The sequence below is a fragment of the Pedococcus aerophilus genome, from assembly GCF_039532215.1.
In the GTDB taxonomy this organism is placed as follows: domain Bacteria; phylum Actinomycetota; class Actinomycetes; order Actinomycetales; family Dermatophilaceae; genus Pedococcus; species Pedococcus aerophilus.
Window position 1 is genome coordinate 455,790 of record NZ_BAAARN010000005.1, and the last position, 22,521, is coordinate 478,310.

Annotated in this window: 24 protein-coding genes; 13 read left to right on the top strand and 11 right to left on the bottom strand. The window is 72.0% G+C overall.

The genetic code is table 11. From position 1 onward, the window contains the following. The first annotated feature begins 29 nt into the window (after positions 1–29). Genes ABD286_RS18660 through ABD286_RS18675 form a run of 4 tightly spaced genes read left to right on the top strand, consistent with a single transcriptional unit; the run spans position 30 to position 3,630 of the window. The gene (locus tag ABD286_RS18660; protein WP_344196301.1) at positions 30–857 is read left to right on the top strand and encodes a uracil-DNA glycosylase; all 828 of its coding nucleotides are present in this window, start codon (positions 30–32) and stop codon (positions 855–857) included. Between the two features lie 4 nt (positions 858–861). Then, complete coding sequence (locus ABD286_RS18665; RefSeq protein WP_344196304.1) at positions 862–1,431, top strand: GNAT family N-acetyltransferase; 570 nt, start codon at positions 862–864, stop codon at positions 1,429–1,431. A 43-nt stretch (positions 1,432–1,474) separates the two neighbouring features. After that, on the top strand, positions 1,475–2,473 hold the full coding sequence (locus tag ABD286_RS18670) for a quinone oxidoreductase family protein (RefSeq protein ID WP_344196306.1): 999 nt from the start codon (positions 1,475–1,477) through the stop codon (positions 2,471–2,473). A 32-nt stretch (positions 2,474–2,505) separates the two neighbouring features. Next, positions 2,506–3,630, top strand: coding sequence for a DNA polymerase IV (locus tag ABD286_RS18675; protein WP_344196309.1), 1,125 nt, complete (start codon positions 2,506–2,508; stop codon positions 3,628–3,630). 62 nt (positions 3,631–3,692) lie between these two features. On the opposite strand, the gene ABD286_RS18680 is transcribed toward ABD286_RS18675, so the two are convergent. Then, positions 3,693–4,049, bottom strand: coding sequence for a hypothetical protein (locus tag ABD286_RS18680; protein ID WP_344196312.1), 357 nt, complete (start codon positions 4,047–4,049; stop codon positions 3,693–3,695). Positions 4,050–4,195: 146 nt separating this feature from the next. Between ABD286_RS18680 and ABD286_RS18685 the strand changes: the two genes are divergently transcribed. Next, positions 4,196–4,711: a pyridoxamine 5'-phosphate oxidase family protein gene (locus tag ABD286_RS18685; RefSeq protein ID WP_344196315.1), complete on the top strand. Its 516-nt coding sequence runs from the start codon at positions 4,196–4,198 to the stop codon at positions 4,709–4,711. A 34-nt stretch (positions 4,712–4,745) separates the two neighbouring features. On the opposite strand, the gene ABD286_RS18690 is transcribed toward ABD286_RS18685, so the two are convergent. Beyond that, complete coding sequence (locus tag ABD286_RS18690) at positions 4,746–5,426, bottom strand: LuxR C-terminal-related transcriptional regulator (RefSeq protein ID WP_344196317.1); 681 nt, start codon at positions 5,424–5,426, stop codon at positions 4,746–4,748. After that, the gene (locus ABD286_RS18695; RefSeq protein ID WP_344196320.1) at positions 5,413–6,840 is read right to left on the bottom strand and encodes an ATP-binding protein; all 1,428 of its coding nucleotides are present in this window, start codon (positions 6,838–6,840) and stop codon (positions 5,413–5,415) included. Before ABD286_RS18695 ends, ABD286_RS18690 begins: the two co-directional genes overlap by 14 nt. A 125-nt stretch (positions 6,841–6,965) precedes the next feature. Between ABD286_RS18695 and ABD286_RS18700 the strand changes: the two genes are divergently transcribed. Beyond that, a complete protein-coding gene (locus ABD286_RS18700) occupies positions 6,966–8,369 on the top strand; it encodes a PspC domain-containing protein (RefSeq protein ID WP_344196322.1) in 1,404 nt (467 codons plus the stop codon). A gap of 5 nt (positions 8,370–8,374) precedes the next feature. Then, positions 8,375–8,935 (top strand): hypothetical protein, encoded by a 561-nt coding sequence (locus ABD286_RS18705; protein ID WP_344196325.1) that lies wholly within the window; start codon positions 8,375–8,377, stop codon positions 8,933–8,935. A gap of 86 nt (positions 8,936–9,021) precedes the next feature. On the opposite strand, the gene ABD286_RS18710 is transcribed toward ABD286_RS18705, so the two are convergent. Both ABD286_RS18710 and ABD286_RS18715 read right to left on the bottom strand, forming a co-directional pair. After that, the gene (locus ABD286_RS18710; protein ID WP_344196328.1) at positions 9,022–9,708 is read right to left on the bottom strand and encodes an NUDIX hydrolase; all 687 of its coding nucleotides are present in this window, start codon (positions 9,706–9,708) and stop codon (positions 9,022–9,024) included. Then, a complete protein-coding gene (locus ABD286_RS18715) occupies positions 9,705–10,829 on the bottom strand; it encodes a glycosyltransferase family 4 protein (RefSeq protein WP_344196331.1) in 1,125 nt (374 codons plus the stop codon). Before ABD286_RS18715 ends, ABD286_RS18710 begins: the two co-directional genes overlap by 4 nt. A 35-nt stretch (positions 10,830–10,864) precedes the next feature. On the opposite strand from ABD286_RS18715, the gene ABD286_RS18720 reads away from it, so the two are divergent. From ABD286_RS18720 to ABD286_RS18730, 3 genes are read left to right on the top strand one after another with little or no spacing between them, the layout of a single operon-like run. After that, positions 10,865–11,686 carry a PIG-L deacetylase family protein gene (locus ABD286_RS18720; RefSeq protein WP_344196334.1) on the top strand — a complete coding sequence of 274 codons (822 nt, stop codon included), beginning with the start codon at positions 10,865–10,867 and terminating at the stop codon, positions 11,684–11,686. Beyond that, positions 11,683–12,765: a lysylphosphatidylglycerol synthase transmembrane domain-containing protein gene (locus ABD286_RS18725; RefSeq protein ID WP_344196337.1), complete on the top strand. Its 1,083-nt coding sequence runs from the start codon at positions 11,683–11,685 to the stop codon at positions 12,763–12,765. Before ABD286_RS18720 ends, ABD286_RS18725 begins: the two co-directional genes overlap by 4 nt. Next, positions 12,758–13,222 carry a hypothetical protein gene (locus tag ABD286_RS18730; RefSeq protein WP_344196339.1) on the top strand — a complete coding sequence of 155 codons (465 nt, stop codon included), beginning with the start codon at positions 12,758–12,760 and terminating at the stop codon, positions 13,220–13,222. The genes ABD286_RS18725 and ABD286_RS18730 overlap by 8 nt, the downstream gene beginning before the upstream one ends. A gap of 13 nt (positions 13,223–13,235) precedes the next feature. On the opposite strand, the gene ABD286_RS18735 is transcribed toward ABD286_RS18730, so the two are convergent. From ABD286_RS18735 to ABD286_RS18750, 4 genes are read right to left on the bottom strand one after another with little or no spacing between them, the layout of a single operon-like run. Beyond that, positions 13,236–13,607, bottom strand: coding sequence for a VOC family protein (locus tag ABD286_RS18735; RefSeq protein WP_344196341.1), 372 nt, complete (start codon positions 13,605–13,607; stop codon positions 13,236–13,238). A gap of 4 nt (positions 13,608–13,611) precedes the next feature. Continuing rightward, the gene (locus tag ABD286_RS18740) at positions 13,612–14,448 is read right to left on the bottom strand and encodes an aminoglycoside phosphotransferase (protein ID WP_344196344.1); all 837 of its coding nucleotides are present in this window, start codon (positions 14,446–14,448) and stop codon (positions 13,612–13,614) included. A gap of 16 nt (positions 14,449–14,464) precedes the next feature. Continuing rightward, positions 14,465–15,358, bottom strand: a complete 894-nt coding sequence (locus ABD286_RS18745; RefSeq protein WP_344196346.1) for a type 1 glutamine amidotransferase — start codon at positions 15,356–15,358, stop codon at positions 14,465–14,467. Then, positions 15,355–16,671, bottom strand: coding sequence for a Mur ligase family protein (locus ABD286_RS18750; protein ID WP_344196349.1), 1,317 nt, complete (start codon positions 16,669–16,671; stop codon positions 15,355–15,357). The genes ABD286_RS18745 and ABD286_RS18750 overlap by 4 nt, the downstream gene beginning before the upstream one ends. A gap of 207 nt (positions 16,672–16,878) precedes the next feature. On the opposite strand from ABD286_RS18750, the gene ABD286_RS18755 reads away from it, so the two are divergent. Beyond that, complete coding sequence (locus ABD286_RS18755; protein WP_344196351.1) at positions 16,879–17,718, top strand: hypothetical protein; 840 nt, start codon at positions 16,879–16,881, stop codon at positions 17,716–17,718. Between the two features lie 122 nt (positions 17,719–17,840). Beyond that, positions 17,841–18,854 carry a serine hydrolase domain-containing protein gene (locus ABD286_RS18760; RefSeq protein ID WP_344196354.1) on the top strand — a complete coding sequence of 338 codons (1,014 nt, stop codon included), beginning with the start codon at positions 17,841–17,843 and terminating at the stop codon, positions 18,852–18,854. A 183-nt stretch (positions 18,855–19,037) separates the two neighbouring features. On the opposite strand, the gene ABD286_RS18765 is transcribed toward ABD286_RS18760, so the two are convergent. Next, positions 19,038–19,409 carry a hypothetical protein gene (locus ABD286_RS18765; protein WP_344196357.1) on the bottom strand — a complete coding sequence of 124 codons (372 nt, stop codon included), beginning with the start codon at positions 19,407–19,409 and terminating at the stop codon, positions 19,038–19,040. Positions 19,410–19,513: 104 nt separating this feature from the next. On the opposite strand from ABD286_RS18765, the gene ABD286_RS18770 reads away from it, so the two are divergent. Then, positions 19,514–19,987, top strand: a complete 474-nt coding sequence (locus ABD286_RS18770; protein ID WP_344196360.1) for a hypothetical protein — start codon at positions 19,514–19,516, stop codon at positions 19,985–19,987. A gap of 47 nt (positions 19,988–20,034) precedes the next feature. Here ABD286_RS18770 and uvrA read toward each other — a convergent pair whose 3' ends face one another. Continuing rightward, a complete protein-coding gene (uvrA, locus tag ABD286_RS18775; protein WP_344196361.1) occupies positions 20,035–22,518 on the bottom strand; it encodes an excinuclease ABC subunit UvrA in 2,484 nt (827 codons plus the stop codon). Positions 22,519–22,521 lie beyond the last annotated feature (3 nt).

Genomic DNA, 22,521 nt, shown 5'->3' on the forward strand with positions numbered 1-22,521 from the left:
TGCACCCGGCGCGCGTCTACGGTGACCGGGTGGGCGATGCGCACCCGGTGACGGGTCAGGTGTTCGAGTCCCCCGTGCCGCCGGGAGCCGGGTGGCCCGGGGACCCGGCCACGCGGCATACGCCGGTCGCGGGCTCGGGCGAGGAGGTGTTGACGCTCGCGGCGAGCGCCACCGACGTGCCCGAGCTCGACGCGCGTGTGAGCGTCTGCCGCGCCTGCCCGCGCCTGGTGCGCTGGCGCGAGGACGTGGCCACGACGGGGCGACGGGCGTCGTTCGCCGACCAGCCCTACTGGGGACGTCCGGGACCGGGCTTCGGCGACCCGGACGCGGAGGTCCTCGTCGTCGGGCTCGCTCCCGCTGCCAACGGCACCAACCGCACGGGCCGCATGTTCACCGGGGACCGGTCCGGCGACTGGTTGTATGCCGCGCTGCACCGCGGCGGGTACGCCAACCAGCCGCAGTCGTGGGCCGCCGGCGACGGGCTCGTCCTCACCAACCTGCGCATCGTCGCCGCCGTCCGGTGCGCTCCCCCGGACAACAAGCCGACCACGGCCGAGAAGGCGACCTGCGCGCCGTGGCTGGACCGCGACCTCGCCCTCGCGGCACCCCGGTTGCGGTCGGTGCTCGCGCTGGGTGCGATCGGGTGGGATGCGTTCCTCGGCAGCGCCCGACGGTCCGGGTGGGTCGTCCCTAAGCCGAAACCGAAGTTCGGTCATGGCTCCGAAACGGTCCTCACGACTCCCGCCGGACGCGAGGTGCGGCTGGTCGGCAGCTACCACGTGAGCCAGCAGAACACCTTCACGGGCAAGCTCACCGAGCCGATGCTCGATGCGGTTGTCAACCGGTTGGGAGAGTAGGCAGATGGTGCTCCTGTCGACCCCGCACACGCGGTTCCACCGGTCGTTCCTCGCGGCAGCGGACGAGTTCCGGGCGGCCGGCGAGGCGCAGCACGACGGCGTCGTGAACTGGCCCGCGGAGGGCGAATTCCCCGGGGTGGTGTTCACCCGCGAGGCGCTGGACGACCCCGCGGAGTTCGAGCGTTTGGTGGCCAACCGTGTCGGGGACGCCGACGAGGCCAGCCCGCGCCCGCCGGGCTGGTCGAGCGCGACGTACTGGTGGATGGAGGATCCCGAACGGCCGCACGAGTACGTCGGGTCCATCTCCCTGCGGCACCGGATCGACCACCCCCTGCTGGCGAGCATCGGGGGCCACGTCGGCTACGGAGTGCGCCCCGGTGCCCGGCGACGCGGGTACGCCAGCGACGCGCTGCGACAGGTCGTCCCGCTCGCCGCGGCCCGTGGCATCGAGCGGCTGCTCGTCACCTGCGACCTCGACAACATCGCCTCGGCGCGGACCATCGAGGCCAACGGCGGACGCTTCGAGCGGGAGCAGAGCGGCAAGCGGCGCTACTGGATCGAGACCGGCGCCTGAGCGACGGCTCGCTCGTCCCGACGGGCTGTCCTAGGGTCGAAGCATGACCTCCGAAGCAGCGCAGACCCGCACCCGCGCCCTCGTCGTCACCCAGAACGGCGACTCCTCGGTGCTCGAGGTGCAGGACCGTGACGTCCAGGCCCCCGGGCAGGGCGAGGTGCAGGTGGAGGTGGCCGCGGTCGGCGTCAACTTCATCGACGTCTACCAGCGCGAGGGCATCTACCCCCTTTCCACCCCGTTCGTCTCCTGCTCCGAGGGCGCCGGCACCATCAGCGCCGTCGGCCCCGGCACGAGCGAGTTCGCCGTCGGCGACCGCGTGGCATGGGGCCAGGGGCTCGGCGCCGCGACCGGCCTCGTCAACCGCGACGTCGAGTCGCTCGTCCCCGTCCCCGACGGTGTGGACCTCGACGTCGCCGCCGCCGCGATGCTCCAGGGCATGACGGCGCACTACCTCGTCAACTCCACGTATGCCGTGCAGCCGGGGACCGTGGCCCTCGTCCACGCCGCCGCGGGTGGGGTCGGACAGCTGCTCGTGCAGATGGTCAAGGCCAAGGGTGGCCGCGTCATCGCGACGGCAGGCTCGGCCGACAAGCTGGAGATCGCCCGAGGTCGTGGCGCCGATGCGCTGATCGACTACAGCGACGTCGACGACCTCGCTGTGGAGGTGCGAAAGGCCAATGACGGCAAGGGAGTCGACGTCGTCTATGACGGCGTCGGCAAGTCCACGTTCGACGCGTCCCTCGCGTCGTTGCGGCCCCGCGGGATGATGGTCCTGTTCGGTGGAGCCAGCGGCCAGGTGCCGCCGTTCGACCTGCAGCGGCTCAACACCGGCGGTTCGCTGTTCGTGACGCGACCCACCCTCGGCAGCTACCTCGCCGACCGCGAGGAGCTCCTCGAACGTGGCACCTCGGTGCTCGAGGACATCGCCGCCGGGCGGCTCGCCATCGACATCGGTGGTCGATACCCGTTGGCCGAGGCGGCCCGCGCCTACGACGACCTCGAGGGCCGCCGCACCCGCGGCAAGCTGCTGCTCATCCCCTGACACCGTCACACCCGGACGGCAGGATGGGCTCCATGGCACCCGAGCCCTCCGAGCCGCCCGAGGTCGCGCCGGCCGTCCGGCCGTGGGTCCTGCACGTCGACCTCGACCAGTTCATCGCGGCGGTCGAGATCCTGCGGCGACCCGAGCTGGCCGGGCTGCCCGTGATCGTCGGTGGTCGCGGCGACCCCACGGAACGGGCTGTGGTGTCGACGGCGTCCTACGAGGCGCGCGCCTTCGGCGTCCACTCCGGCATGCCGCTCAAGCTCGCCGTCCGCAAGTGCAAGGAGGCCGTGGTGCTCGCGGTCGACGCCCCTGCCTACGACGCCGCCTCGGCCGAGGTCATGGCCACCCTCAAGGCCGTCCCGGGGGCGAAGGTGCAGGTCCTCGGCTGGGACGAGGCATTCGTCGGCATCGAGACCGACGACCCGTGGGCCGTGGCCCGCTCGATCCAGGCTGCCGTGCTGAAGCGCACCGACCTGCACTGCTCGGTGGGGGTGGGCGACTCGACGGTCCGGGCCAAGATCGCCACCGACTTCGGCAAGCCGCGTGGTGTCTTCGAGCTGACCCGGGAGAACTGGTTCGAGGTGATGGGCGACCGGCCGACCACTGCGCTGTGGGGCGTCGGGTCGCGCATCGCCGCTCGTCTGGCCGGTCACGGCATCGAGACCGTGCACGACCTCGCACACGCCGACGAGTCGGTCCTCGTCGACGAGTTCGGGCCCGCGATGGGACCGCACTACCGGAGGCTCGGCCGGGGCATCGGCACGACGACCGTCGATGACACCCCGTGGGTCGCCCGCGCCCACGGGCGGGAGACGACCTACCAGACGAATCTCGTTGAGCCCGAGGAGATCTCTGGGGCGTTGACCGCGTTGTCCGAGCAGGTCGTCGAGGACATCCGGCGGGAGGAACGCGCGTGCATGCGGGTGCACCTCAAGGTCCGGTTCGCGCCGTTCTTCACGACGACCCGCATCCGCAAGCTCGCGGAACCGACCTTCGACGCGAGCGTCATCGCGGCGACTGCCTTCGACCTGCTCACCGGCCTCGGTGACGACCGACCGATCAGGCTGCTCGGGGTGCGCGCCGAGATGGTGCCGCCCGAGGGCGGCTACGACCCGCCGCGCACCGTCGGCCGGGGAGGTCCACCCGCGCGCTGAGGCCTGCCTCCGGCCTGCTCCCGACGACGCAGGAGCCGCCGAGGCTGCCCCGGCCAGGAGCCTCAGTGCCAGACGGCGGCGACGACGACGTTGAGGACGCCGAGGGCACCCGCGGCCCGGACCAGGGCAGCACCGTCCTGACCACGCTTCGTGCGTGCCCGACCGATCTCCACGAGAGCGACCGCAGCGATGGCGACGACCAGCTTCACACCGATCTTGGCGTGGTCGAGGTCCTCGTCGAGCGAGCTCACACCCTCCGCGAGACCTACGAGGACCAGGCCAGTGACGAGCTGGGCGCGGGCACCCCAGGCCATCACCGTCGTGGAGCCGGCGCCGGCCAGCAGGACCAGCCAGCCACCGACGAGGGCGGCCATGCCGAGGAGGTGGGCAACGACGAGGAGGTCGTACACGAGCTGCATACCGCCGAGCGTAGCGGCGCGTCGTCGGGAGGCTCCGCAGCACGCGCACCCCACCCGGCCCCTGCAGGAGGTGCCGCGCCCCACGCTCCGGGTTAGCGTCGAAGGACAGGCCCCTGAGCAGGGCAGATGCCGACGAAGGAACCACCGTGACCGACTCCACCCAGACCACGACCACCACCACGCACGACCCCGACGCCGTCGCGAAGGTCCGTGAGCTCGTCAAGGACGAGCGCACCTGCATGTTCACCACGATCGGCCCGGACGGCGCGATCGTCAGCCGCCCGATGGCGACGCAGGACGTCGAGTTCGACGGCGACCTGTGGTTCTTCGCCTCGGCCTCCTCCCCGAAGGTCTCCGAGGTGCAGGCCGACCCGCGCGTCAACATCGGCTACGCCGGCTCGTCCTCGTGGGTGTCGGTCTCCGGCACGGCCGAGGTCGTCCGCGACGTGGCGAAGAACAAGGAGCTGTGGAACCCGTTCGCCGAGGCGTGGTTCGCCAACGGTCCCGAGGACCCGGACGTGGTCCTGCTCAAGGTGAGCAGCGACACCGCCGAGTACTGGGACACCCCCGGTGGTCGCGTGGCCAGCGTCATCGCGCTCGTGAAGAGCAAGGTCACCGGCGACCGCCCCGACGTGGGCGAAAACGAGACCGTCCAGCTCTAGTCGGTCGGTCTGTCGACGGGTCGGTGGGTCGCCGTCAGAGCAGGCGGCGACCCATCGCCCAGGCGGTGAGCTCGTGGCGTGAGGACAGCTGGAGCTTGCGCAGCACCGAGGACACGTGGGTCTCGACCGTCTTCACCGAGATGAAGAGCTCCTTGGCGACCTCCTTGTACTGGTAGCCACGGGCGATGAGGCGCATGACCTCGCGCTCCCGTGCTGACAGTCGGTCCAGCTCCTCGTCGACCTCCGCGATCTCGCCGGCCGCCGCGCCGAACGCATCGAGGACGAACCCCGCCAGGCGTGGGGAGAACACGGCATCGCCGTCGGCGACCCGCTGGATGGCTCGCGTCAGGTCGGTCGCGCTGATCGTCTTGGTGACGTAGCCCCGCGCCCCTGCGCGGATGACGGCGATGACGTCCTCGGCCGCGTCGGACACCGAGAGTGCGAGGAACCGCACCGGTTGGGCGTCAGCGGTCTCGAGTCCACGGCAGCCGTGCAGCACGTCGACGCCACCGTTGCCGTTGCCGCCGGGAAGGTGCACGTCCAGCAGCACGACCGGTGGCTTGGTCTGGCGGATCACCGCGATGGCGCTGTCGACGTCCGGGGCCTCGCCGACGATGGTGACTGCGCCGCCGAGCTCCGCCTTGACCCCGGAGCGGAACATCCGGTGGTCGTCGACCAGGACGACCTCGACGGGCTTGCGGTCAGGCGTGTTCACGGGTCTCCTCGGGGACGGGACGTGGGGAGTCAGGACGTGGTGACTCGGGGTTCTGGGGGTCGACCGGGGACGGAGCCGTAGCGGCGGGAAGGGTGAGCACCACCTCGGTGCCGTGCTCGAGTCGGCGCACCCGCGCCGTACCTCCATGACGGTCCATCCGCCCGAGGATGGACTGGCGGACCCCCAGGCGGTCGTCGGGGACCTCGTCGAGCTCGAACCCCGGGCCGTGGTCGCGCACGAACGCCTCGACCCCGGTCGGCCCGACCTCGAGGTAGAGCGAGACCGGGGGCTCGCCGTGGCGGACTGCGTTGAGCAGGGCCTCGCGGACCGCGCGGGTGAGCGCCTGTCCGCCGTCGTCGAGCGGGCGGTCGCCGGTGGAGACGACGTCGATCGGGGTGCCGTGCAGGTCCTCGACCTCGTGCGCCGCCTCGGCCACAGCGGCAGCGAGCGTCGCGTCGCTGTCGGCCGGCCCGGCATACAGCCACGAGCGCAGCTCTCGCTCCTGGGCCCGTGCGAGCTGGGTGACCGCGGCCGGGTCGTCGGCCTTGCGCTGGATGAGCGCGAGGGTCTGCAGGACGGAGTCGTGCAGGTGGGCGGCGATGTCGGCGCGCTCGGTGGCGCGGGCCCGCTCGGCCTGCTCGTGCCGCAGGTCCGACCAGAGGCTCAGGCCCCACGGGGCGGCGATGAGGGCGACCCCGGCGAGGACCGCGACCACGGCGGCCCCGATGTCCCAGATGGCCTCCAGCGAGCGGCCGCGGGTGGCCATGATGACCAGGCCGGCGAGCGCGAGCACCCCGCCGAACACCAGCCTGGCCGCGCTGAACCGACCGGTCCCCGACTCCGCGCCGAGCCACCGGCCACGCTGGCGCTCGTCGAGCTGCGACCAGGCGAGGACCGCCCCGGCTGCCACGACGAGCAGCGGGAGCAGGATGCCGAGGCGGGCGTTGAGGCCGGCGTTCTGGGCCACGACGACGAGGCCGACCGCGAGCATCAGGCCGCCGACGAGCAGCACCCGGGTGGCGTCGCGCTCGGCCTCGGGCAGCTCGGTGGGAGTGGCGGGGGCCCCGGCCGCACCATCCGAAGCGACACCCGAGAGCCCAGGGGCACCGGTCGGGACGGCAGGGGCAGCGGGGTCCATCGTGCGGCGCTGGCCGTGGACGAGCCCACCCCGCGACAACGGGGTCAGCGCCCAGAGGAAGACGTACGCCACGAGTCCCGCACCCGTCGGGAACGACAGCAGCACGAACAAGACCCTGATCCAGCGCACCGACCAGCCCAGGTGCTCGGCCAGGCCGGCGCTCACCCCGGCGATGACCTTGCCCTTCGCAGGGCGCGTCAGGACACGTCGAGCGGCGCGGCGCTCTGCTGCCCGCGCCTCCTGTGGGGGGACGGGCCGCTCGTAGGGAGTCGGCATGTCCTCATCCTGACCTACTCAGGGGCCGAAACCGAGCCTGCTCAGGGTGCAGCACGGGCGATTGGGGGTCGGTTCAGGGTCGACCCTCATGGTTGGTGGCCTCCCCCGCCGACACCATGGATGACATGACGCAGACCTCTGGGCCGACGACCGGCCCGACGAACGACACCAACGCCTCCGGCCTCGACCGGTTCTTCGGCTGGCTCCGGTCCATCGACCTGCGCCGCGACGGCGAGGACAAGTGGCTCGCCGGCGTGTGCTCCGGCATCGCCACTCGACTCGGCGTGGACCCCATCGTCATCCGGGCGGTCCTGGTGCTGCTCGTCGTGATGGGTGGGCTCGGCATCACCGTCTACCTCATCGCTTGGGCGTTCCTGCCCAACGACAAGGAGGACATCGTCGCCGAGCGCGCCCTGCGCGACGGAGACGTGCTCGGCATCATCCTGCTGCTCGTGGTCGGGCTCTCGCTCGTCGGCGGCACGGGGTTCGCCGGAGACGTCCCCGGCATGGGCTGGATCTGGTGGGTCGTCCTGCCGGTGGGTCTGGTCGTCTGGTTCGTCACGCGCAAGCGCAACGCCGATGTCTCCACCACGGGGCCCGGCGCCGCCCCTGCCGGCGTCGCCACCGCCGGCCCCGCCCAGGGCGCCTCGTGGAGCACCGCCGCGCCGGCCATGGCCAGCGCCCCGTCGACGGTCGCGACCACCGCGCCCACGGCTCCCTACGGCTCACCCGCCGCTCCCCACGGCTCTCCCACCTCCCCGTATGGCGCCGCAACGCCTCCCGGCAGCGGCTTCCCTCCTGCTCCTCCCGCGGGGCAGCAGCCCCGCCCGCCCAAGCCTCCGCGCGCTCCTCGGGCACCGCGTCGTCGGTCCGGAGGTCTCGGCGCGACGCTGCTCATCAGCGGACTGGCCGTCGCGGCATACGGGCTCACGTCCTGGGCCCACCAGGCGAACGACTGGTCGGGCAGCGACCAGACCGTCGCCCTCTGCGCCGCCCTCGGCGTGGTCGGGCTCGGTGTGCTGGCCCTCGGGTCAGCCGGTCGACGGGCCGGGCTGACCGGGTTCCTCGCGGTGGTGCTCACGTTCGTCACGTGGACCGCGTCGGTGGTGCCGGACGTGACGTTCGGAGGCGGGATCGGTGAGCGGGTCTGGCGCCCCTCGGCGACGGACACGACGCAGACGTACAAGCTGAGCATCGGCTCGGCCGACCTCGACCTCTCCGAGCTGCCTGAGAACCCGGGCACGGCCCGCACCATCGAGGCGCGGGTCGGCATGGGGGAGCTCAGGATCCGTATCCCGAGCGGCCTCACGGTCGAGGTCCGCAGCTCGGTGGGTGCCGGTGACATCACGCGGGCCGACTTTGGAAACTTCAACTCCATAGGGGACCCGGTGGACTCCGAACCCCTCGTCGACGAGAGCAACGACAACGGCCGCAACATCAGCACGGTCCAGACCTTCGGCACCGGCGAGCCCGATGTCGTCGTCGACGCCCACGTCGGCCTCGGCCAGATCCTGATCGGCAAGGAGTGAACCCCATGAAGGACAACGACATGAGCACCCAGAACGACTCGACCGACGACCGCGACCAGACCGAGCAGCTGACCCGCACCGACGCGACCCAGCAGCTCCCCGTCGGCGGGAAGGACTCGACCGAGCAGCTGTCCGTCAGCGACATGGACTCGACCCAGCACCTCCCCGTCGGCGACACGGATGCCACGGAGACGCGTGAGCCCGTGGCGACTACCGTGTTCGGTGCAGCCGACCGGGCAGAGGACGAGGCCAGCGCTTCTTCGTCGGCCGCTGGACCCGCAGCTTCGACCTCGGACACGGCTTCGACCTCGACCTCGCCCGACCGCCCGGCAGGCGCCTGGCCGCCTCCGGTGCCACCGCGCCCGACCGGTCCGCACGCGCCGGCGATCATCCTGGGCATCGTGGCCCTGGCCGTCGCCGGGATCGTCCTGGCCCAGGAGCTCGGTGGCCTCACCGTCGACTGGGGCGATGTGGGCCCGCTCGGGTTCGTCGCCGTGGGTGCCGTCCTGGTGGTCCTCGGTGCGGTCGGCCTGGTCAGCTCCAACCGCCGCAACGCCCGGACCTGACGACAGCAGCACGGCAACACGTCACTGTGGTCAGTTGCCGTTGCTGCACCGCGCGATCGACAACAACATGCCGTCACGGTGAGCGCTCAGCGGGCGAGCCAGCGGGACATGTGCGGCGCGAACGACCGGCCCAGGTGGTAGCGCCCGAGGTCCTCGACCGCCACCCACCGCACCGACTCCGTCGACCCACCCACGTCGTGGACGACGGGGTCGGTCGGCGTCGGGCACCACGCGGCATACACGATCCGCACGGCGTGGAAGTCCTCGAGGCGCCCGCTCGGGGCGCGGCCGATCCAGTGGGAGGTGCGGGCCTCGAGGAGGCGCACGTCCTGCACGACCTGGCCGCTCTCCTCCCAGATCTCCCGGTGCAGCGCGGCGAGCGGCGCCTCGCCGGGGTCGAGGCCGCCACCGGGCAGCGCCCACCGTCCCGGCGCGGAGGTCAGGGCCGAGAGCTCGGTGAGCAGGACCCCGCGCTCGCTGGTGACCACGCCGTACGCGGCGGTGCGCTGGTAGGGCTCGGCCACCTCGCCGGGTTCGACGACGAGGCCGGGGTCGGTGGGGACGGGCGCCGGCTCGACGTCCACGGACGGTGCGGGGCGGATGGCGTAGCGCAGCGCGAGGGAGCCGTCGTCGTCGCGCAGGGCGTCGAGCAGCTCGGTGACCGCCCAGCCGGACCTGGCCAGCTCGCGGACCGGGTCGGCTCCGTGCCCCAGGACGAACGAGACCTCCTGACCGTCGGGGGCGAGGCCGTTCACGTGGAGGGAGACGCTCACACCGCACCGGCCCGGCGGTACTCGGCCTCGGCGAGGTCGACGATGCTCGGCCAGGTCTGGGCCGGGGGCACGGTTGCGTTGTGGGTGGCCATGCGCTGGCGCAAGGCGTCGTCGGACACCAGCTGCACCAGCCCGGCGACGAGGGCTCCGTCGTCGGCACCGAGGACGCCGGACTCCCCGTCGACGACGAAGTCACCCACCCCGGTGTCGGCACGGGCGAGCACCGGCAGACCGGCGGTCCGTGCCTCGAGGGCGGCGATGCCGAACGCCTCCAGCCGCGCGGGCGTGAGGTAGACGTGGCTGCGCCAGTAGCTCTCGCGCAGCTCGTCGCGGGTGACGCGTCCGGGCAGGTGCACCCAGTCCCCCATCGCGTGCGCGGCGACGAACTTCTCCAGCCGTCGGCGTTCCGGCCCCTCGCCGTAGACGGTCAGGCGCATCTGGTGGTCGGCCGGCAGCAGCTTCCGCGCGCGGGCAGCGACCTCGAGGACGGCCAGCGGCCGCTTCCTCGCGGCGAACCGCATCGACGCGACGACCTCGACCGGTCCACCGTGGTCGCGCACCCCTCCGGCCGGCGGAGCCCAGCGGTCGGTGTCGATGCCGTTGGGGAAGACGGCGACCTCGTGGTCACCGACGACCGTCTGCACGGAGGCCGCGGCGACACCGGACACGGCGGACAGGGCGGCTCCCTGTTCACCCCAGCGACGGGCGTGGCCGAGCAGCCGGAAGACGGCGCGCGAACGCTCCATCAGGCAGTGCCAGGTGATCGCGGTCGGGAGGCCGAGGCCCAGGGCGACACCCGCGAGGTCGGTCGCGAACGGGCTCACCACCCCCATGTGGACGTGCGCCACGTCGAACCCGCCGGCCTGGAGCCGACGCCTGACCTCGGGCGGCGCGAGCGGGTTGACCGGCAGCTCCCACGGCAGCCGCAGCGCCATCCGGTGGACGGGCACGTCGTCGACGACCTCGACCACGCCGTGGCGCTCGCCGAGGGGTCCGGGGGTCGCGGTGAACACCTCGACCTCGTGCCCTCGGGCCATCAGGTGAGCGGCGAGGTCATGCGTCTGGACCTCGATACCGCCCAACCGGGGCAGGTAACAGTCCGTCAGCAGGGCCACCTTCACGGTGCAGAGCCTGCCATGCGACAGGATGGCTCGTGATGACCCACACCCTGGTGGCTTTCCACGCCCACCCCGATGACGAGGCGCTCCTCACCTCGGGGACCATGGCGCGTGCCGCGGCGGAGGGCCACCGCGTCGTCGTCGTGGTCGCCACGGACGGCGACCTGGGCCTGGCGTCGGACGAGTTCGCCGGTGACGGACGCCTCGGTGACCGGCGTCTGGCCGAGCTCCACGAGAGCGCCCGCGCCCTCGGCGTCGCGCGGGTGGAGTGGCTGGGGTACGCCGACAGCGGCATGGGTCCCGAGCTCCTCCCCGACCCCGACGAGCGGGTGCGGTTCATCCGCGCGGACGTTGACGAGGCGGCCGCGCGACTGGCGGAGGTGCTGCGCGAGGAGGACGCCGATGTGCTCCTCACCTACGACCGCAACGGCGGCTACGGCCACCGCGACCACGTCCGGGTCCACGAGGTCGGCGCCCGGGCGGCCGAGCTCGCCGGCACCCGCCGGGTCCTGCAGGCCACGGTCCCTCGCGACACCATGACCCGTGCGCTCGACCTCGCGGCGAAGGTCTACCGCTTTCCGCCGGAGTTCGACCGCGAGGGGTTCACCCGCGCCTTCAGTGCGCGCGACGAGATCACCCACCGCATCAACGTCCGCCGGTATGCCGCCGCGAAGCGGGCTTCGATGCGCGCCCACGCCTCCCAGGCGAGTGCGGAGGCGGGGGCCGACCGGACGCTCGCGGCGTTCCTGCGCATCCCACGTCCCTTGTACGACCTGGTGTTCGGGCGCGAATGGTTCGTCGACCCCGCTCGCCCGAAGGGCTCGCGCATCGCGACCGACGTCTTCGAGGACCTGCCGTGAGCGCCGCCACGACCGCCGAAGAGCCGGGCACCGCGCCGGCTCGGTCACGCGGCCGCACGATCGTGCAGGGCGTGTTCGGACTCGGCCTCGCCGCCGCCCTGCTGATCTGGGGGTTGCCGCGGGTCTCCAACGTCACCTGGTCGGAGATCTGGCACGTCCTGAGCGGGGTCCCGGTCACGACGGCGGTGCTCCTGCTGGTCGGCGTGGTCATCGGGCTCTACTGCTACACCTTCACCCTGACCGGGTCGTTGCGCGGCCTGCGGCACTGGCAGGCGCTGATCGTCAACGTGGCCGGGTCGTCCGTGGGCAACCTGCTGCCCGGTGGTGGCGCTGCCGGGCTGGCCGCCACCTACACGATCTGCCGTTCGTGGGGCTTCTCCCGACGCGACATCTCGACCTCGGCGATCGTCACCGGCGTCTGGAACGTCCTGGCGCGGATCGCCCTGCCGCTCATCGCGATCGCCGCACTGCTGGCCGGACGCGACCCCGACGTGCCGAACGCCCTCGAGGACGCCGCGGTCGCCGGGGCGGTGAGCGGCCTGCTCATCCTCGGGATCTTCGTGGCGATCCTCGTGTCCGAGCGGGCTGCGGTCGTGATCGGCCAGACCTTCGACAAGGTGCTGGGCCGGTTGTTCCGACGACGCACCATGCGCGTCAAGGACCTCGTCATCGACCTGCGGGCCCGGATCAGTGACGTCGTGCGCACCGGGTGGCTCAGCATGACGCTCGGCCTGGTCGGCTTCTTCGGCGTCTACTACGTGCTCTTCCTCGTCTGCATGCGCACGACGGGGGTCGACCTGTTCTACGGCCAGCTCTTCGCGGCCTACGCCCTGGGCCGCCTGCTCACCGCGGTCGGCGTCACCCCGGGCGGGCTGGGCGTCACCGAGGCCGCAACCTCTGCCGCGCTCATCGCTTGGGGCGCCGACCCCGCGCAAGCGGTCGCCGGCGCGGTGCTGTTCTCGGTCTACACCCACCTCATGGAGATCCCGCTGGGTGCGCTGGGGTGGCTCGCGTGGTCGGTCAGCCCGAAGAAGGAGCCGGTCGAGGACGCCGCCCCCGTGGAGGCCTCGCATGGCTGAGGACGGGACCCGGTCGGACGGTCCGGCCGACGACGCCGCTGCACGCCGGGCCGAACGCGCCGAGCGCGCGGACTACCACGTCGAGGCCGACCGCAAGCGCCGTGAGCGCGAGGCGGTGAAGGCCCAGGCGATGATCGACGAGTTCGTCCAGCAGGTGGCAGCCGCCGGCTACCCGACCCAGGAGCTCACCGCTCGTCCGTGGTCCGGCAAGGGCCGCTACAAGACCGGGATCACCGGGTGGTACCTGCGCCGCGACCAGTCGATCGGCATCGGCACCGACGGCGCCTACTACGTGCTCGTCGTCCCCACCGAGCGGTTCGGGCGTTGGCGCACCGTCACGGTCGAGCCGACCCAGCCAGTGCTCCAGGTCGGGGCAGGCGCCCGCGACGGCGAGTCGGCGACGCTCGAGGAGCTGCTGCGGCTGCGCCTCGAGTGGGGCACCGACCCCGACGCCTGAAACGGCGACCGGCTCAGGCGCGACGGATGTTCCAGCGGTGGCCGAACGGGTCCACCAGCCATCCCGATCGGCCGCCGGGGTCGTCAGCCACCGGTCGGGTGGCGGTCGCACCGGCCCCCACTGCGGCCGCAAAGGTCCGGTCGGGGTCCTCGACACCGAGGACCGTGGCCGAAGTGGCATGGCCGAGCGTCGACGGGGAGTAGGCGCCGAGGTCCTGGTACTCGTCGGAGACGTGGAAGGTCGCGCTGTCGACGGCGAGGGTCGCATGGGCGAGCCGATCACCGTCGTCGAAGCGTTCGACCACGGTCGCCCCGAAGGCCGCGACGTAGAAGGCCAGAGCCGCCGATCCGTCATGGACGCTGAGGTAGGGGGTCACGGTCGTCATCGCTTCACCGTAGCGTCGGATGTCCCGCCGGTGGGTCGCTGAGGAGGCGGAAGAGCCGCGCCCGCAGCATCGCCTGGCACTCTCGACCCTGGCTCCAGGAGTCGACCACGGCCGGGTCGGCACCGTGCCAGGTCACCGCATCCAGGACGCAGACCGCCTCGGCCCACAGCGCAGGCCGCCAGTACGGCGCGAGGTCGATGACGACCGGTGTCCCGTGCGCGTCCAGCAGGACGTTGCCGGCGAGGTCGCCGTGGACGAGCTGGTCCGGCCCGAGGTCGGCGTCGGGGTCCAGCTCACCGACCCATCGCTTCGCCTCGGACCCGTATGGCGCTACGGCGGCTGCCAGCGCGTCCGCCGGCCCCCAGACCAGGCGGTCGGCTCGAGCCCACCGGTCGTTGCGCTCGTCGAGGCCGGCCGGTCGCTCGCGCACGGTGACGTCAAGACGGGCATGCAGCACCCGGCCGGTGGCCACCAGGACGTCGAGGTCGGTGCAGGCGGTCGTGTCGGGTTCGTAGCGGCTCGCTGCCCAGCCGTCGACGACCCACGACCCAGCTCGTGACGGGATGGGCATGGCGATCCGCATCGCGCGTGGTCGCTCGAGGTCCAGTCCGACAGCGAGACGGGCGAGCACCGGGCTGAGCCAGTCCTGGGTCGTCGCGTCCCGCCCCGGCGAGAGCACGAGGTCGCCGGCCACGACGCTGCCGCCGTGGCCGCCGGGCAGCGGCCGGACGTCGTCGGGGACGGCGAACAGGTCGAGCACCCGAGCCGGGACCGCCGGGACCGTGGCGGTGGTGACCGGCGACGGAGCCGAGCCGTCGGGCACGAGGTGCGCAGGCGCCATACCGGAGCCGTTGCCGTCAGCGCTTGACGAGGCGACGCACCTGACGGGTGCGGGCCTCATCGGCGAAGGCGTCGTCCTGCGCGACCGGCTCGAACGGGCGCCCGGTGGCGCGCTCGGCGGCGAGCCCGATGAGGGCGTCGGCGAGCGCGGGGTTCGCGGGCAGGATCGGGCCGTGGAGGTAGGAGCCGAATACGTTGCCGGTGCGGGCGCCCTCGGTCTGGTCGGTGCCGTTGTTGCCGAATCCCGACTTCACCGTGCCGAAGGCAGCCTGGCCGGAGCCCAAAGTCGTTGAGCCAGAGTGGTTCTCGTAGCCCACAACATCCCCGAACTCGGTGTCGAGGACGACCGGGCCGATCATGCGCTTGGCGTTGCCCTGGGTCGTGACGTCGAGGATGCCGAGGCCGGGCAGGCGCTTGCCCTCGACGGTGATGAAGGCGTTGCCGAAGAGCTGGTACATCCCGCAGATCATGAGCATCGGCGTGCCTTCTGCGGCGAGGCCGCGCAGCCGGTCGGCGATCTGCTCGAGGTCCTCCTCGACGCGGACCTGGCCGGAGTCCTGGCCGCCACCGCCGAGGACGAGGTGCACCGTCTCGGGGAACGCGCTGCCCGGGTGGTGCTGGTGGACGACGGGGCTGTACCCGTGGCGGCGGATGCGGGCGGCGAGCGCACGCGTGTTGCCGAGGTCGCCGTAGATGCTCATCTCGCGCGGGTAGAGGTGCACGAGGTGGATGGCGCCCTTGCCGACGCGGTCGCCCTCGGGGACCACCGCGGAGTCCGTCGGCTCACCGGGGATGAAGACGTCCTGCGGGTATGCCGCGGACTCACCCGCGTGGGCGGCGCTGGCCGGCGCGTCGGTCGGGCCGGGCGTCGGGTCGGTCGGGACCGCACCGGGGGGTGGCTGGATGGTCATGAGGCCTCCTCGCCGATGTCGGGCAGGTCGTAGCGGGCGGCGAGCACCCGGCGCAGCGCCATCATCGCGGTGTAGGTGCAGAAGATCCGCTTGGGCTCGCTCGGGTGGGCGGCGAGGAACGCGTCGAGCGCCGTCTCCAGGTCCGGCTCGACCCGCTCGACGGCGACGTCGTCGTACTGAAGGCGCAGCGCCATGTCGTAGCCGCGGACACCACTGGTCACCGCGACCCCGCGGTCGCGCAGGCTCTCGAAGCTGACGTCGTAGAGCCAGGAGACGTCGCGGCCGTCGGCGTAGTTGTCGTTGATGGCGACCATGGTCGCGACGGGTGTCGTGCCGTAGGTGCCGAGGGCCACGGTGAAGCCGGCGGGGTTCTTGACCAGGACGAGCTCGAGCGGCTGGCCGTCGACGTCGACGACCTCACCGCGGCCGAACGGCGGGGTCACCGCGCGCAGAGCCGATGCCGCCCGGTCCGGGTCGAAGGCGTCCCCGAGCAGCATCCGGGCGGTGGCCGTCGCGGCGGTGGCGTTGATCATCGCGGCGAGTCCGCGCTGCTGGAGCTCGAGCGGGCCGACCGTGCCGGACCCGGGGGCACCGTCGCCGAAGAGGACCTCGAAGGAGCGTTCGTCGCTGGGCTTGAGCAGGCCGTCGTCGGGGCCGGCGGTCGGCGGGACGAAGTCGTCCTCGAACCGGACGTCCTGCTCCTGGAGCTCTGGCAGCCGGTCGGCGATGGAAGCGTCGACACCGAAGTAGTGGACGCCGACTCCGGGGGCGACGCGGTCGCGGATCCGGGAGACGAAGGAGTCGTCGAGGTTGAGCACGACCCCGCTCGTGGTCTGTTCGGCGAGGCTGGCCAGCAGCTGGGCCGTGTGGTCGATCTCTGCGAACCGGTCGAGCTGGTCGCGCGCGACGTTGAGCAGCAGGGCGTGGGTGGGCTTCACGGCGGCGACGAACTTGAGGGCGTGCGCCTCGTCGAGCTCGAGGACGGCCATGTCGGCCACCAGCCGGCCGCGCAACGGCAGCTCGCCGAGCATCGAGGAGATGACGCCGCGGGTGAAGTTGCTGCCGGTGGGGTTGGTGAAGACGGTCCGGCCGTGCGCCCGGAGCACGGCGACGAGCATCTTCGTCGTCGTGGTCTTGCCGTTGGTGCCGGTCACCACGAGGATCCCGCCGCGGACGTCCGCGAGCGCGTGGGCGAGGAACCCGGGGTCCACCTTCTCGGCCACCAGGCCCGGGAGGGCGGAGCCACCGCCGCGCAGGCGTGACGCAGCCCTTGCAGCCTTGCCTGCGACCACTGCCGCCGTCGTCCTCAGCACCCTGCAAACCCTAACGGTGTCGGCGGGTGCCGCCGGCACGCGACCCCGCCGGGGTGGACGAGGTCAGTGCGCCACGCCGGTAATGCCCGGATCTCGGCCCGAGGGCCGAGGCCGCATCGTCCGATCGGACGTCCCTCGAAGGCAACTCCCCCGCGGTCGGGGTCGGCCCCATACGTTGTGCGTTGGCAGGGGTGCCCGATCTTGATCATGAGTGAGGACCGAACCACCGTGCACTACCGCGCAGCCCCGTGGCTGATCGACTACGCCCACCACCCCGAGCTGGTGGAGGAGCTCGAGGGACTCGGACTGCTCCCGGCGGGATGCCTCGTCCTCGACAACGGCAACGACCCGTCCCTGGCGTGGACGGCGAGCTACGACGAGGACGCCAGCCGCTACTTCCTCGAGAACACCGAGCGGCCCGAGCCGATCCTCGTGACCCCGTGCGCGACCGTCGCCGTCGAGGTCAGCGACTGGTACGGCGGCGCGTCGATGCGCGTGCGCACCCTCATGGCCGACGGCGCGCTCGTCGAGACCAAGCTGCGCTGGCCGTGCATGCCGCCGTGGCCGCGCAAGATGCAGCGGGCGGTACGCCTCACCACCCTCGAGACGGAGATGACCCGGCACGCGGCCAGCGGACGCAGCGTGCTCGTCGCCGACGGAACGCCGGCGCAGGTGCTGGCCCGGCACCGCGACCACGTACGGCGCGTGGAGCGGGAGCGCACGACCGTCGCCGTCCCCCTCGGCTCGCTCGACGACGTCGTGGACGTCGCCAACACGGCCTTCAAGCACGCCGAGCAGGTGGAGACCGCGAGCGTGCTCGTCGTCGGGCTCGCGCACATGGTGGCCGTCCTCATCGCGCTCGTCCTCGTGGTCGTGGGGTTCTGGCACCGGTCGTTCTGGCTGCTGGCGCTGGTCGTCCCGGTCGCCGGGGTCGCGTGGTGGGCCAGCGTCCCGTTAGTGGTGATGGCCCGGAAGTGGCGCAGCATCCGCCCGCCCTTCCCCTGGACCAAGGACCAGCGCAGCCGCTTCCTCACCCCCCGCGGCTGAGTCCCCACCTCCCCCTCGCCCACAGCCGGCTCCTCCCGGCCGCGCTCACCGAAACTCACTTGGTCGACGAGCGACCAGCAGCCAGAGTGTGAGGAGTCATCACCGCCGCGGGAGGAGGCCTCGTGCAGATCGACACCGTTTCCCTCGATCAGGCCGTGGCCGAGCGACCTTTCACCGGCGTCATCCGGGTGGATGTCGGCGACGAGTGCGTGCTGGCGCGCAGCGAGGGGTTCCTCCACCGGGGCCTGCGCGTGCCGATGACGCCTGATGCGCGGATCGCGATGGCCAGCGGCAGCAAGGCGTTCACCGCGCTGGCGGTCATGCGGCTCGTCGAGGACGGGGCGCTCCGGCTCGAGGACCCGGTGCGAGGCCTGCTCGGCAGCGACCTGCCCCTGGTCGACGACACCGTCACGGTTGCGCACCTGCTGACCCACACCTCCGGCATCGGCGACTACTTCGACGAGGACGCGGACCTGTCGGTCTCCGACTACGTCATGACCGTCCCGGTGCACGAGCTCACGACAGCCGAGGCCTTCCTTCCGATGCTCGAGGGACGCCCGCAGAAGTTCGCTCCCGGCGAGCGCTTCGCCTACTGCAACAGCGGGTTCGTGGTCCTCGCGATCCTGCTCGAGCGGGCCACGGGCATTACGTACCACGAGGCGGTGAAGCGGCTGGTGATCGAGCCGGCGGGCTTGGAGCACACCGGGTTCCTGCCGCTCAACGACCTGCCCGCCGATGCTGCGACGGGGTACGTGTTCGAGGAAGGCAACCTCGCCAACACCCTGCACCTCCCGGTCCTTGGGAACGGCGACGGCGGGGTCTTCACCACGGCAGAGGACCTGCACCGGTTCTGGCTCGCCCTGCTCGACGGACGCATCGTGTCTCGTGACAGCCTCGACCTGATGCTCCGCCCGCACTCCGACGTGGTGGACGAGGACCGGCGCTACGGCATGGGGTTCTGGCTGCACCGCAGCCGCCCCGCGCTGATGCTGGAGGGTTTCGACGCCGGGGTCTCGTTCCGGTCCACGCACCTCGTCGAGTCGCGGACGACGGTGAGCGTCCTCGGCAACAGCTCGCGGGGAGCCTGGCCGGTCGTCGCCGAGCTCGCCGCGTCGATTGACGCCCAGCTCGGCTGACGCCGCCCTAGGCGGGCTGGTCCAGGCGCACCGGCCCGCTGAGCGACGCCATGCGGCCGGTGCACAGCAGTTCGTTCTCCACGCGTGCAACCTCCCGTCTCAACCTGCTCGAGGGTCAAGCCCGGCCATCGTGCCCGATGGATCCAGGGCTCGTGCGCAGGAGCGCGGAGCCGTTGCGATGGATCAAGGTATGCGGCCGAGCACGTCCTGCACCGCGTCGAGTCCCAGCGCCGCGATGCTCTCGTAGAGGGAGTCCTCGAAGGCCTCTGTGCGGGAACCAGCGGTCAGGGCGTCGCGCAGGGCGAAGGCCGCGCGCGCTCGGGCGAAGTCCGCCTCATCCTGACGTGGCTCCCCCGCAGCGTCCGACGACCACCCTCGGGCGTCGACCTCCTCTGCCCACTCCACAAGGTCCACGTCACCCGACGGCACTGACTGCCCGGTGCTCTCCACCGCCTGCTCGGCAGCACGACGGGCCAGCTCGGCCCGCCGGTCGGGCGAGAGGCTGCGGAGCCACGCCGAGACGTCGGGGTGGACCTGCTGGAGGCGAGTGCTCACAAAGCCCATCCAACACGGGAACACACTTCAGATGACCGTGGCGGCGGAGGCACATCCTTCTGAGGGCAGAGCGGAGCGGACTCTGTGGCGCAGGGCCGGGGTGCGTGGTCTACTCCGGCATGGGCATCGCGCTGGAGCCACCGACCGGAGCTGCGGGGATCGAGATTGGCGTGAGCCGGGCGGAGGCCCAGGAGCAGTGCGCCGTCCACGGTGAGCCAGAGGCCTTTCGCCGTGGTGACGAGACCATCCCGTCCCTCGTCGTGCGGCGGGCACAAGGAGCGACGATCTTCGTCTACTTCGATGATGCGGACACGGTCGAGGCCGTCGAGCTGGCCCGTCCCGACGATGGCGAGAGCATCACCTTCCGCGACATCGACGTCTTCGCCGCCCCCGCGGACGAGGTCATCGAGGCCTTGGGTCAGTTCGCCGAGGTGGAGGTCACCGAGAGCGGCCACGCCGCCACTGCGCCCAGCCTGCACCTCGCCTTCTGGCGGTCTACGGTGCCCGAGAGCCCCGAGGAGGAGGAGGGGCGGTACTTCGAGAGCGTCCTGGTCGCAGCCCCCGGCTACGGCGACTGAGTCGCACCACCCGCCCGACAGCGCTGGACCATTGCTAGCTGAGGCCGTCAGACATCCGCGCTCGAGCGGGAAGAGAGACGGGCGGCAAGGTATGGCGCGGTGGCGCTCCCCTTGGCCCGCGACACCTCCTCCGGCGTGCCGGTCGCAACCACCCGGCCGCCCTCGTTCCCGCCGCGCGGCCCCATGTCGATGACCCAGTCGGCGCTGATGATCGTGTCGAGGTCGTGCTCGACCAGCACCACCGTGTTGCCGGCGTCGACCAACCGGTGCAGCTGGCGCAGAAGCAGCGCGATGTCGGCAGGGTGAAGGCCTGACGTCGGCTCGTCGAGCAGGTAGAGCGCGTGCCCGCGACGGGCGCGCTGCAGCTCGGTCGCGAGCTTGATCCGTTGCGCCTCACCGCCGCTCAGCTCGGTAGCGGGCTGGCCCAGCCGCAGGTAGCCCAGCCCGACCTCGGCGAGGGTGGTCAGGCTGCGAGCGGCGGCCGGCACGTCGGCGAGGAACTCCGACGCCTCGTCGACCGACAGCGCCAGCACCTCAGCGATGTTCTTGCCGCGGCACTCGATCTCGAGAGTCTCGGGGTTGTAGCGCGCCCCGTGGCAGTCCGGGCAGGGCGCGTACGTGCCGGGCAGGAACAGCAACTCCACCGTGACGAACCCTTCGCCCTGGCACGTCTCGCACCGCCCCTCGGCGACGTTGAACGAGAAGCGGCCCGCGCCATAGCCGCGCTCCCGGGCTGCCGGCGTCGCGGCGTACACCTTGCGCACGGCGTCGAACAGGCCCGTGTAGGTGGCGAGGTTGGAGCGCGGGGTGCGGCCGATGGGTCGCTGGTCAACGCGGACGAGCCGGTCGAAGGCCTCCAAGCCGGAGGCGTCGTCGACGTCGACCTCGAGCTCGGTGTCCTCGGCGTCGTCGGGGGCCTGCCCGAGGTGGCGGCGCACCAGCTCGGCGAGCACCTGAGTGACCAGGGTCGACTTGCCCGAGCCCGAAACCCCTGTGACCGCAGTCATCACGCACAGCGGGATGTCGACCGAGAGGTCGTCGAGGTTGTGCCGGGTGATGCCGCGCAGGTGCAGCCAGCCGTGCGGCGCACGCTGGGGGCGGTCCGACAGGTCGACGCGTCCGAAGAGGTGCGCCCCGGTCACGGAGTCCGCGACCTCCTCGAGGCCGGCGACCGGTCCGGAGTAGAGGACCTGGCCACCGTTCTCGCCGGCGCCGGGACCGATGTCGACGACCCAGTCAGCCCGGCGGACGATGTCGAGGTCGTGCTCGACGACGAACAGCGAGTTGCCCGAGGCCTTGAGCGTCTCTAGCACGTCGAGCAGCGGGGCGGCGTCGGCCGGGTGCAGTCCGGCGGAGGGTTCGTCGAGGACGTAGACGACCCCGAACAAGCCCGAGCGCAGCTGCGTGGCGATGCGCAGGCGCTGTGCCTCCCCCGGTGACAGCGTCGTGGAGCTGCGCCCCAGCGAGAGGTAGCCGAGCCCGAGGTCGAGCAGGACGCGGATGCGCGCGACGAGGTCACGGCAGAGCATCACCGCCACCTCGGTCGCCTCCCCCGAGTCGGCGGACGACGTCGCTGCGGCAGCCTCGGACAGCTCGGCGACGGGCAGGAGGAGGTCGACGAGCTCCGTGAACGAGAGCGAGTTGACCTCGGCGATGCTGAGGCCGCGGAACGTCACTTCCAGCGCGTCGGGCCGCAGCCCGGTCCCCCCGCAGTCCGGGCACGGGACCGCGCGGACGAAGCGCATCGCCTTGTCGCGCATCATCTGGCTCTTGGAGGTGGCCAGGACGTGGTTGACATGGGCGCGGGCGCTCCAGAACAGGCCGTGGTAGCCGTGGTCGACCCGGTCACGCTCAGGCTTGATGAACACCTTGGGCTGCTCGTCGGTGAACAGCAGCCACTGCCGGTCCTTGGCCTTGAGGCGCTTCCACGGGGTGTCGACGTCGATGCCGAGGCCCATGACGATGCTGCGCAGGTTCGCACCCTGCCAGGCGCCGGGCCACGCGGCGATCGCGCCCTCGCGGATGCTCAGGGAGGTGTCGGGCACCATCAGCTCCTCGCTGACGTCGTGCTCCTCCCCCAGCCCGTGGCAGCGAGGGCATGCGCCGGCGACGGTGTTTGGCGAGAACGCTTCTGCCGCAAGGCGAGGCGCCCCGGCCGGATACGTGCCGGCCCGCGAGTAGAGCATGCGCAGGAGATTCGACAGGGTCGTCAGGGTGCCGACGCTGGAGCGCGAGCTCGGGGCGCCGCGACGCTGCTGCAGCGCCACCGCCGGCGGCAGCCCGGTGATCTCCTGCAGGTGCGGGGCGCCCATCTGCTGCACCAACCGGCGGGCGTATGGCGCGACCGACTCGAAGTAGCGCCGCTGCGCCTCTGCATACAACGTGCCGAAGGCCAGCGAGGACTTCCCGGAGCCGCTCACCCCGGTGAAGGCGACCATCGCGTCACGCGGCAGGTCGACGTCGACGTTCTTGAGGTTGTGCTCGCTGGCACCGCGGACGTGGACGAAGTGGTCGGTCGGGTCGTGGGGCACACC

Bases quoted from the DNA above. Each gene is read 5' to 3' on its own strand.
- ABD286_RS18665 (WP_344196304.1), top strand. From the start codon at position 862: ATGGTGCTCCTGTCGACCCCGCACACGCGGTTCCACCGGTCGTTCCTC.
- ABD286_RS18670 (WP_344196306.1), top strand. From the start codon at position 1,475: ATGACCTCCGAAGCAGCGCAGACCCGCACCCGCGCCCTCGTCGTCACC.
- ABD286_RS18675 (WP_344196309.1), top strand. From the start codon at position 2,506: ATGGCACCCGAGCCCTCCGAGCCGCCCGAGGTCGCGCCGGCCGTCCGG.
- ABD286_RS18680 (WP_344196312.1), bottom strand. From the start codon at position 4,049: ATGCAGCTCGTGTACGACCTCCTCGTCGTTGCCCACCTCCTCGGCATG.
- ABD286_RS18695 (WP_344196320.1), bottom strand. From the start codon at position 6,840: ATGCCGACTCCCTACGAGCGGCCCGTCCCCCCACAGGAGGCGCGGGCA.
- ABD286_RS18700 (WP_344196322.1), top strand. From the start codon at position 6,966: ATGACGCAGACCTCTGGGCCGACGACCGGCCCGACGAACGACACCAAC.
- ABD286_RS18705 (WP_344196325.1), top strand. From the start codon at position 8,375: ATGAAGGACAACGACATGAGCACCCAGAACGACTCGACCGACGACCGC.
- ABD286_RS18720 (WP_344196334.1), top strand. From the start codon at position 10,865: ATGACCCACACCCTGGTGGCTTTCCACGCCCACCCCGATGACGAGGCG.
- ABD286_RS18730 (WP_344196339.1), top strand. From the start codon at position 12,758: ATGGCTGAGGACGGGACCCGGTCGGACGGTCCGGCCGACGACGCCGCT.
- ABD286_RS18735 (WP_344196341.1), bottom strand. From the start codon at position 13,607: ATGACGACCGTGACCCCCTACCTCAGCGTCCATGACGGATCGGCGGCT.
- ABD286_RS18740 (WP_344196344.1), bottom strand. From the start codon at position 14,448: ATGGCGCCTGCGCACCTCGTGCCCGACGGCTCGGCTCCGTCGCCGGTC.
- ABD286_RS18745 (WP_344196346.1), bottom strand. From the start codon at position 15,358: ATGACCATCCAGCCACCCCCCGGTGCGGTCCCGACCGACCCGACGCCC.
- ABD286_RS18755 (WP_344196351.1), top strand. From the start codon at position 16,879: ATGAGTGAGGACCGAACCACCGTGCACTACCGCGCAGCCCCGTGGCTG.